Source organism: Embleya sp. NPDC005575 (genome assembly GCF_040605455.1).
Taxonomy (GTDB): domain Bacteria; phylum Actinomycetota; class Actinomycetes; order Streptomycetales; family Streptomycetaceae; genus Embleya.
In genome coordinates, this window is sequence record NZ_JBEXCV010000241.1 from 1 (window position 1) to 8,867 (window position 8,867).

Genomic DNA, 8,867 nt, shown 5'->3' on the forward strand with positions numbered 1-8,867 from the left:
GCGGATGGTCACCCATCAAGTACCCCTCAGGGTCTTCTGCGCGGCCGCCGCCGAGGGCACGGGAACGACACAGTCGGACCGCCGCCGCCCAGCGCTACTACGTCCAGGCCGCCCGCCTGGCCGACGAGGCCGGCGACCCGCTGACGCGCGCGAGCGCCCTGCGGTCCCTGGCCGTCCAAGCGCTCGAACTCGGCCACGCGGCGCCGGCGCTCGACCTCGCGGACGCCGCCGCACAGGCCGCGCGCGGGCACTGCCCCGTACGCCAACAAGCGTGGATCACCGGCATCCAGGCCGAAGCCCACGCCGCCGCCGGGGACGGAGCCGCCGCCCGCACGAGCCTGCGCGCCGCCGAACGCGGCGTCGAACGCGCCGACTCCCCGGCCGGGTGGTCCGGCGGCTACGTCGCCGCCTCGTGGCAGCACCAAACCGGCCTCGCCCTCGGCCACCTGGGCAACCTGAACGCAGCCGAACTGCACCTGGCCGCCGCAGCCGCCGGCCGCACCCCAAACGAGAACCGCACCCGCACGCTCATCACCGTGCGCCTGGCCGCGGTCCAGGTGCGCCGCGGCCACCTCGACGCGGCCGCCGCGACGATCGCTGCTCTCGGCACCGACCTCGCGCTGGTCGACTGCGCGCGCGTGCGCACCGAACTCGCCGCACTGCGCGACGCCTGCGACCGAACCGGTCCGCCACGGTGGTGAGCGGTCGACGGCTCCCGCGCCGCAGCTGCGAGGGCGACGAACAGTCCGAGGCGTCGGCTTCGGTGCGCTCGGATGACGGGCCTTGCGAACGGACACACGCGGACGCGTAGCCCGGTGAGCGAGAGGGCCGGGAGCGGACACCGCCCTTCGACAGCCGAGACCACCGGAACATCGTCGTGCGTGCAAGGCAGCCCCACGTTCACTCCCTGCCGCCCGATTCGCCACAGTCGTGGCGGCGGAATCTTGTGATCACATGCTGTGAGCGTGCAAGCTCGATCCGTCATGGCGGTTCGAGGTGGGGGAGGTCGTGTGATGGGTGAGCACGAGGGCGACAAGGACTTCGGGCAGCAAAAGCCCAGCCCGGACCGGTCCAAGCCCGCGCCGGTGCCCGGCCGGCACAAGAAGGACGACCCGAAGAAGGACGGCAAGTGACCGAGCCCGACCCGTCCGCGCGCGCCGCCCGCCTCGCCGACACCGTTACTGCGTCAGTGCCCGGCCTCGACCCGCGCTGGCACCGCGCCGTCGCGACCGTGCGCCGCGACCTGTTCCTGCCGGACCGGGTGTGGACCGACACCGGCCCCCTGGACCGCGCGGTCGACGAGAAATCCTGGTGGGACGCCGCCTACGACGACATCCCGGTCATCACGGCCGTGGACGGCAGCCCGGGCCGGGAGGACTGGCCGACCTCGTCCGCGTCCCAGCCCTCCGTCGTCGCGGCGATGCTCGACCTCCTCGACCCGACCACCGGCCCGTTCCTGGAGATCGGCACCGGGACCGGCTGGAACGCGAGCCTCCTGCGCGCCGCCACCGGCCACGACGTCGTCAGCGTCGAGATCGACCCCGACCTCGCCCGAGCCGCCCGCGGCGCGTGCGAACGCGCGGGTGTGGACCCGCGCATCGTCACCGCCGACGGCACCCTGGGCCACCCGACCACCGCCCCCTACGCGGCGGTGGTCGCGACCTGCTCCGTCCACACCGTCCCAGCCGCGTGGATCGAACAGACCCGCCCCGGTGGCACGCTCGTCGTTCCGTGGACCTCGCCGTGGGTTTCCTACGGCATCGCCCGCCTCACCCGCCACCAGGACGGCGGAGCGTCGGGCCCGTTCGCGGCCCTGGGCTCGTTCATGCCCCTGCGCGCCGCGGCGGCAGGCTACGACCCCGACCCCCCGGCCGTCGACCACGACGCGCCCGTCCGCGAGCGCGTCTCGACCCTGGCCCCTTGGACGGTGCAACCCGACGAACCCGACGCCGCGTTCGCCGTCGGCGCGACCCTGCCGGGCCTGCGCCACCTCACCGCCCGCGCCGACGACCCCGAACCCGGACAGTGGTGCTGCACCCTGCGCGTGATCGACGCCTCGGGAGCGAACTGGGCCGACATCGATCACGAACACGACCGCGACGACGGCCCGTTCACCGTCACCGTCCACGGCGAACGCGACGTGTGGGCCGACATCGAAGATGCCCACGCCCGCTGGGTAGCCCGAGGCCGCCCGGGGCCGGAACGCTTCGGCCTGACCGTGACACCCGACGGCACCCAACGCATCTGGTTCGACGCCCCGACCGGACCCACCCGGCCGCTCGCCCCGGATGCCTGAGCACGTCACAAAGGGCGGCACGGGCCGCTCGCGGACACGGCGACGACGCGAGATCCGCCGGGTGTGGGAATCGGCCTCTCGTACGTGTCCGGCGCCGGCTCGACGTCGCCCTCGAACCCGTCGCCCGCCGCGTCGTCCGTCGCGTACGGATCGACCCGAAGCGGCCACCCCCGGCGCGGGCCCGCCCCGCCGCGTCGTGCGCGAACGTCCCGCTGCGCCGCGACCGCGCGGTCCTCGGCGGGGGTCGGCGGCGGCATCGGGACGACGTCCCTCGGCCGCCGGGTCGCCGCGGTGCCCCATGCGTACCGGCAGCGGTAGCAGCGCCACAGGGGTGGCGCCGCCGGGGTGGCCGCGCGGGGTGCGTGTGCCCGGCGAGGCGGGGTGGGGGGACACCGCCGCCGCGTGGTTGTTCGACCTGGTCCCGCCCGGCTACCGCGACCACCCTGTGTTGCGCGCGTTCCCGCTGGTCCTGGCCCGGATGGCCCGCCAACACGTCGCGGCCGCGCTCGCGGCGGCGCGGGACGGGTACGGCACCGCCCGGGTCGACCTGCGCGGCGCGGTGCCGGTGCACGCGATGGACGGGGTGTTGCGGATGTACGAGTACGAGGGCTCCCGCCTCGCGGTGACCGAGCGCGCGGTGGGCCTGGTCGAGCGGGCGCCGGCCGGCGAACGCCGGCCCGCCCGGCCCCGCCAGGCCGACCCGACCGGCTAGCCCGGAGACCTCGTCCGCGACCCGCTCGGCCGCGAGCGCGACCGTCGCGGTGTCGTCGCTCGTCCCGTGCGAGCCGATGCCGTGCCACTCGCCCGGGTCCCACACCACCGGCACCTCGCCCAAGTGGGCCGCGCAGCCGAGTGCGGAGTGCTCGGCGCCGCCGCACGCGGCCACCCACCCCGGCAGCAGCGCGCCGGTGTCGTCGGTCGGCCCGCATGGTATGGGTCCTCCAGGGCCTGGCCCAGAACCCACCCGTCAACCCCGCCCGCTGCATCAAGGACGGCGTCGACGCTGTCGCCGACGGCGAAAAGGAGACTCCCGTGGGCAAGATCGGCTACGGCCTCGACCAGGCCGCCCAACACGTCCTCACCCGCAAACCGCCGCAGTCGACGAAGGCCCGCGTCCGCTTCCTGCTCGGCGGGAACCAGGGCAGCACCCGTCGGGTCGTCCAGGTGCTCGGCGTCAGCCAACGCTCCGTCGAGCGCTACCTGAAAGGCGACCGCAAGAACCCGCCCGGCCCGGTGAACGCCCGCATCGACGCCGAGGTCCGCCGGCTGTGGCAACCCCAGGTCCGCCGCCGGGTCGAACAACGCGCGGCAGCCACCGGCGGCGTCATCGTCGAGACCAGGGCCAGGTTCGGATTCTCCTCGGCGGCCGGCTCCACCGACGACCCCCGCATGCGCCGCATCAGGCAACCGCTGTCGCCCACCCACGCCCAGGAACTGTTCGACGCCCACTACTCCGGCGCGTCCGAAAGGGACCTGGAGCGCATCGTTGCCGCAGGTCTTCAACAGGCCTACTTCCAGGAAGGCGGTATGCGCGCCGACGACCTGGAGACCGTCGAACTCACCGACGTGGACTACGTCGAGTTCGACATCCGAGGCTGAAGCCGAACGCATGTTCGACAACGGCGCCGCTCCCGAATCGGGGGCGGCGCCGCTTTGTCTTCCGCGGCCGGGTTACGGCCGGCGTGGGTGTTCAGCGGGGTTCGGGAACCGCGCGGACGACGGTGACCGTCAGGACGGATGCCGAGACCAGATAGACGATGAACACCTCGGTGACGGTGGCCTCGCGACGGTCCTTGTCACCTCCGATCGCGGCGCCGGAGCCGTACGGGTCGTTCGCGACCCGGTCGATGGCGCGGTCGAACGCGGCGCGCCTGGGCCGGGGGAGTTTGTCGAGTTCGCGGGCGGCCTCGGGCGCGTAGGCCACGCGGTAGGTGCTCACGGGACGAACGGGGTGCCGTCGGCGTTGACCAGGCCGGAGAAGTCGCCGGCCTGGATGCGGTCCATCAGGGCGTCGTCCTCCGCGCGGGCCTCGTCGGGCAGGGCGTAGTGGAGCACCGCGACACGCGGGAGTTCGTCCAGGGGCGTCTCGCCGATGGTCTTGTCGAACTCGGCCCGCCGTTCCTCGGGCAGAGCGGCGCGTATCTCGGCGAGCGTGTTCGGCAACGTCACAGTCCTGCCGCCGACCGTCGCGGTCCTGCCCACGATGTCCTCCCAGACCCGTTCGACACGTTCTCCCGTCCCAGTCTGCCCGCTCGCTCGGGGCAACGGAACCGAAACCGGACTCCCCGCCCATCCGGTGCGGCCTGCGCGTCGCCAGGCGGCCACGGTTTGGGTGACCCGCGATTCCTGAGCACTTGAGTGAGCGGATGTCGCCAGGTGAAGTGCCCGACCACACGCAGGGGCCCCGCCGTCCTACGGCGGGGCCCGTGCGTCGGGCGCGGCTCGATTAGCTGAGGCGGCCGATGTGGATGACGACGATGGTCAAGGTCGTGTCGGTGATCTCGTACATCACGCGGTAGCGGCCGACGTGCATGCGCCGTAGGTCGGGGGAGCCGTACTCGAAGGTGCCGTCCGGGCGCGGGTCGTGGGCGAGGAGGTCGACGGCGTCCATGAGCTGTCGCAGGCCGTCGGGGTCGTCCTTGAGGAAACGGGCGGCCGTGTCGATCGCCGCCTCGTCCCAGACGATCGCGTACCTCAAGCGCGGTCCAGCCCGAGTCGCGAACGCACCTCGTCGTGCGGAACACCCGCGGTCGCGTGCTCGGCCTGGCGGGCGCGGTACTGGGCGAGGGCCAAGGCGTCCTCGAGGTCGGCCAGCTCCTGGGGGTTGATGAGCACGGCCGCGGCCTGGCCGTGGTCGGTGATGGTGATGCGCTCGCGGGCGTGCGATGCCCGGCGTACCAGTGATCCGAACCTGGCGCGGGCCTCGGTGATCGGCAAAGTCTCACTCATGTACAGAAGTGTACGCTTCATGCTCCCTCTCGCGGTGGTGATGCGGGGACGAACCGCCAAGGAAGACCCGGCCGAGAAAGCCGCAGCGATCGAAGAGCGAGCACCACGGACGGGGCCGCCGTCCGGGCCCGCGCCCCGGCATCACCAACGTGTTGCCGGGGCGAGCGCGGCGGGAGCCGCCGACACCGTCAGTCGAGCATCCGGACGAGCTTGGTGGCACCGGGGTCGACGCCCGCTGTCCAAGCCAGGGTCGGCAGTTCGTGGTCGTCCAGGCCGGCGAGTTCTATCGCCGCCCGCCCCGACGCGTGGGCCGAGGCGATCGACTGGCCCTCGGCGACCGCGGCGTAGAACTGCGCCGCGTACGTCATCGCGTCGATGTCGCCGATCTCGTCGGACATGCCGATCGCGAAGGGGACCACGTCGTCGACCAGGTCGTCGATCTGGGCTGCGGAATGGCACGAGTTCAGCAGGACCAGCAACGGCGGTTCGTCGGTCGCCTTGATGGCGCGAGCGAACGCCCCGGCCGTCACGGCCAGGCCCTCGTTGAAGTCGTCGACGTCCTGGTCGAAGCCGACCCGGTCCTTGCTGCTGTGACCGGAGAAGTGCACCACGTGCGGCCGAAACCGGGTGATGCCGTCGAGCAGGTCCCCTGTGGTGGCCGACGTGCGCACGTCCAGCTTGACCTGATCACGGTGCGTCGCGCGCCCCAACGCGGCGCGGATGAGTTTCTGCTCGCGACCTACCCGCAGATCCCCGTGGGACGACGCCGCCAGCATCAACACGCGCAGCTTCTCCGCCTTCGGCGCCCGCAACTCTCGCCACACCTCGCCCACCAGGCCGAGTCGACCGACGCGCTCCGCAGCGGCGGTGGTCTGCACCGCGTATGTGGGGCGGCGGCCGAGGCGGCTGAACGACCAGCCGGGAAGCCGGGGCGCCGGACCCACGTCTTTTTCGTCAAGCGGGTGCGGGAGTTCGGCCGCGACCCGCGCGAGTAGTGCGGCGAGACTGATGGAGGCGACCTCGTCGCGCAGGACGGTCACCTCGTGTTCGACGGTCACCAGCGCCTCTTGGGCCCGCCTGGACTCCTCCCAGCGCGGACGTTGTGTCTCGAGCGTGCCGATCACGCGGTCCAGTCGGCTGAGGAGTCCGCGGATGCGCAGGTTGTGCCGCTCGGCCTGCCGCTGCGGGGAGCGCAGCAGGTCGGACACCGCGCGCAGGGCCCGCAGGTCCGCCTCGGAGGGTACGGTCTGCGTGAGGGTCTCCACCCGGGTCCGGCAGTCCGCAATCAGCCGGGGCGCCAAGACCTCGGCCTCGGCCAGCTTTCGACTCAGGGATCGCACCCGGGCGGGCTCCAGGCCCGTCCGGTTCTCGGCGATCCATCGCCGGAGCTGCCGGCGCTTGTCGAGCGACTTCCCGAGACTCACGGGAGCGGACCCCACGCGTTCCATGAGCTTCTTGAGGAAGTTGTAGACCCCGAAGGACTCGTCGATCGGGATTACCGTGCCGTGTCTTTCGCCCATGCTCAGCACGACGAGGCAGGGGACGTGCGCCTCCCCGATCCCGAAGAACTCCGCCGCGTCGGTGACGGCCTGGGTCCAGCCGCTCGCGTGCACCTCGGCGGGGGCCAGCCGCGCCGGCATCACGAAGACTTCGTTCCATCCGGGCCGACGAGGGAGATCGTTCCAGAAATTTCCCTCGAACCGCTCCCGCTCGTACGGAACTTCGAGCGTAATACCCTCGGCCACCACACCCCGCCCGGGCTCCGTGGGGTGTCGCACGCTGCGGGGCCACGCGTGCGGCGGCACCGGGCATAGGACTGCCAGCGCCGGACCGGTAACGTCGTGCACGCTCGTCCAGTCGTCGGTGAGTTCGCGGTGCTGTGCCTCCGCGTCGCGCGTGCGTGCGAGGATCACCACGGCGCCGAGGTATCCGCAACTTTCGCCCGCCGAGAGCAGGGACGTGAGGAACGTGCCGATCGGCAGTGTGTGGACCAGCACCGGTTCTCCTGTCGCCGCGCGGAAGCCGAACCGAGGACGGTCCCTGACCGGCAGTGTGCAGCCCGGCACGTAGCAGGCGCAGCCTTACGACCGATTCCATGTGTGGTATCCCGAACGCGGTACCGACCCACCGCGTCGAGTTGTGGGGTCGGTACCGCGTTCGTGATCAGCCGCCCAGGGGGACCGGCCACGACGGGCCCGTCGGGGTCGCCGCACCACACGGTCTGTCACCGACGCCGCCGAGACCTACAGCCTCGGCGCCACCCTGCGCTGGGCCGGGACCGGCACCTGGCCATCCACCCCGCGCTCGGTCGGGCCGACCGTCGCGCCCCACGACGTTCTCACCGACATCGTCACCGGCCAGCACCGGATCCCCCTGGCCGACGCGCGACCGTGGCCCGACCCAACACTGGAAGCACTCCTCGAGGACGCCATGGCGCTCGACCCCGCCGCGCGTGCCGGTGCGGTCGCCCACCCCGCCTGACCACCGGCGGGTCGGGCGGGGGAGGACGGTTCGCACCACCGTGCCGAGATCTCCTAACGGCATCGGATGGGCCCGGGGTCCCGAGGGAGGGCCGCGGCGCGCCTCTCCCCCTCGATCCGCCGCCGGTCCCGTTGCCGGGCGTTCTCTCGGGCGTCGGCGGTGACGGCCTCGCCGAGGGTGATCGCCGCCGTGTCGGTGACCGCCATCAGCGAGTACCGCACGGGAGAGCGGGTGGACCGTGCCGGCAGGTGCAGGCGCGCGACGCCGGCCGGGAGTTCGGCACGCAGCGCTCCGTGCCAGCGGATCCACAGCGCGGGACGCCCACGCAACGCTTCGTCGCGGAGCTTGTCCACGGCGGTGCCGTGCTCCTCCCGGTCGATCTCCACGGCGACGGGAGGACCGTCCCCGCGCACCAGGCGGAGATCCAGATAGGCGGACCGGGGCGGCGACCAGTACATCCGGCATCCCCCGCTCAATGGGCGAGGCGGGTCGATGTAACGCATCGGCGCCTCCCCTTGCTCCTCCAGCCCGACTCCTTCGCCCACCCCGCCACGGCCCGGGTGATGCGCCGGGTCGCCTCTTCGCCGGTCAAGCCGGTGAAGGCGAATCGCGTCTCGGACAGGTGCGCGCGCAAGGCGACGGACAGGTTCTCGGACTCGCCGATCGCCGTCGATTTGAGGGTCACCCGCCGATCCTCCGCCCGCGCACTGACACTGCGGAGGCCGTCGAAGCGGACGATCCACGAACGGAAGCACCGCCGGAGCGGCATCCGCAACGGTGCGACGTCCCGTGAGTTCCGGCGTCGGCGCCGGAACTCACGGAACCCGATGTGTGCGCCTGCACGCCCCGAAACGCAACGCTGCGCTGACAGTTCGCCGTTGTCAGCACGGTGTTGTGCAAGCAGGATCCGGAACATGACGAATACCGACGGCCCGACCCGGCCCGGCGCTCGTATAGCGGGGAAGTCCAAAGTAGCTCTCTGTAGTCATTGACTACGTTCCGTTGCCTTGGCAAAGTCGGAGTCTGAGCACGCGGACACCATCGGACTTAGTACTGCAACGACACTTCGGGATGTCCTCGGCGTCTGTAATGGCTGATGCGAGCTCGAGCTTGGCTTCTTCTTCGCCATATGGACCAGGCG

10 protein-coding genes and 1 pseudogene are annotated in these 8,867 nt (G+C 72.1%); 4 read left to right on the top strand and 7 right to left on the bottom strand.

What is annotated here, in order from left to right; genetic code table 11:
• The 4 genes and pseudogenes from ABZS54_RS40415 to ABZS54_RS40430 form a co-directional block, all read left to right on the top strand.
• A pseudogene (locus tag ABZS54_RS40415) lies at nucleotides 1–701 on the top strand (hypothetical protein); the annotation flags it as partial.
• A gap of 428 nt (nucleotides 702–1,129) precedes the next feature.
• A complete protein-coding gene (locus ABZS54_RS40420) occupies nucleotides 1,130–2,296 on the top strand; it encodes a methyltransferase domain-containing protein (protein WP_355547626.1) in 1,167 nt (388 codons plus the stop codon).
• Between the two features lie 298 nt (nucleotides 2,297–2,594).
• Complete coding sequence (locus tag ABZS54_RS40425; protein WP_355547629.1) at nucleotides 2,595–3,008, top strand: hypothetical protein; 414 nt, start codon at nucleotides 2,595–2,597, stop codon at nucleotides 3,006–3,008.
• A 215-nt stretch (nucleotides 3,009–3,223) separates the two neighbouring features.
• Nucleotides 3,224–3,895 carry an XRE family transcriptional regulator gene (locus ABZS54_RS40430; RefSeq protein WP_355547631.1) on the top strand — a complete coding sequence of 224 codons (672 nt, stop codon included), beginning with the start codon at nucleotides 3,224–3,226 and terminating at the stop codon, nucleotides 3,893–3,895.
• Nucleotides 3,896–3,986: 91 nt separating this feature from the next.
• On the opposite strand, the gene ABZS54_RS40435 is transcribed toward ABZS54_RS40430, so the two are convergent.
• The 7 genes from ABZS54_RS40435 to ABZS54_RS40465 all read right to left on the bottom strand — a co-directional run bounded on the left by ABZS54_RS40435 (nucleotide 3,987) and on the right by ABZS54_RS40465 (nucleotide 8,411).
• Nucleotides 3,987–4,235, bottom strand: coding sequence for a hypothetical protein (locus ABZS54_RS40435; protein WP_355547634.1), 249 nt, complete (start codon nucleotides 4,233–4,235; stop codon nucleotides 3,987–3,989).
• Nucleotides 4,232–4,498, bottom strand: coding sequence for a hypothetical protein (locus ABZS54_RS40440; RefSeq protein ID WP_355547636.1), 267 nt, complete (start codon nucleotides 4,496–4,498; stop codon nucleotides 4,232–4,234). Before ABZS54_RS40440 ends, ABZS54_RS40435 begins: the two co-directional genes overlap by 4 nt.
• A gap of 244 nt (nucleotides 4,499–4,742) precedes the next feature.
• Entirely contained in the window at nucleotides 4,743–4,994 is a 252-nt protein-coding gene (locus ABZS54_RS40445) for a type II toxin-antitoxin system RelE/ParE family toxin (RefSeq protein WP_355547639.1), read from the bottom strand.
• Nucleotides 4,991–5,245, bottom strand: a complete 255-nt coding sequence (locus tag ABZS54_RS40450) for a type II toxin-antitoxin system Phd/YefM family antitoxin (protein ID WP_355547642.1) — start codon at nucleotides 5,243–5,245, stop codon at nucleotides 4,991–4,993. The genes ABZS54_RS40445 and ABZS54_RS40450 overlap by 4 nt, the downstream gene beginning before the upstream one ends.
• A 188-nt stretch (nucleotides 5,246–5,433) precedes the next feature.
• On the bottom strand, nucleotides 5,434–7,242 hold the full coding sequence (locus ABZS54_RS40455) for a hypothetical protein (RefSeq protein WP_355547645.1): 1,809 nt from the start codon (nucleotides 7,240–7,242) through the stop codon (nucleotides 5,434–5,436).
• A gap of 537 nt (nucleotides 7,243–7,779) precedes the next feature.
• The gene (locus tag ABZS54_RS40460; RefSeq protein WP_355547648.1) at nucleotides 7,780–8,184 is read right to left on the bottom strand and encodes a hypothetical protein; all 405 of its coding nucleotides are present in this window, start codon (nucleotides 8,182–8,184) and stop codon (nucleotides 7,780–7,782) included.
• Between the two features lie 14 nt (nucleotides 8,185–8,198).
• On the bottom strand, nucleotides 8,199–8,411 hold the full coding sequence (locus ABZS54_RS40465) for a hypothetical protein (RefSeq protein WP_355547651.1): 213 nt from the start codon (nucleotides 8,409–8,411) through the stop codon (nucleotides 8,199–8,201).
• Nucleotides 8,412–8,867 lie beyond the last annotated feature (456 nt).

What these genes read in the sequence shown, in the direction of transcription:
- ABZS54_RS40460 (WP_355547648.1), bottom strand. Translation starts at nt 8,184, where the DNA reads ATGTACTGGTCGCCGCCCCGGTCCGCCTATCTGGATCTCCGCCTGGTG.
- ABZS54_RS40425 (WP_355547629.1), top strand. Translation starts at nt 2,595, where the DNA reads ATGCGTACCGGCAGCGGTAGCAGCGCCACAGGGGTGGCGCCGCCGGGG.
- ABZS54_RS40430 (WP_355547631.1), top strand. Translation starts at nt 3,224, where the DNA reads ATGGTATGGGTCCTCCAGGGCCTGGCCCAGAACCCACCCGTCAACCCC.
- ABZS54_RS40450 (WP_355547642.1), bottom strand. Translation starts at nt 5,245, where the DNA reads ATGAGTGAGACTTTGCCGATCACCGAGGCCCGCGCCAGGTTCGGATCA.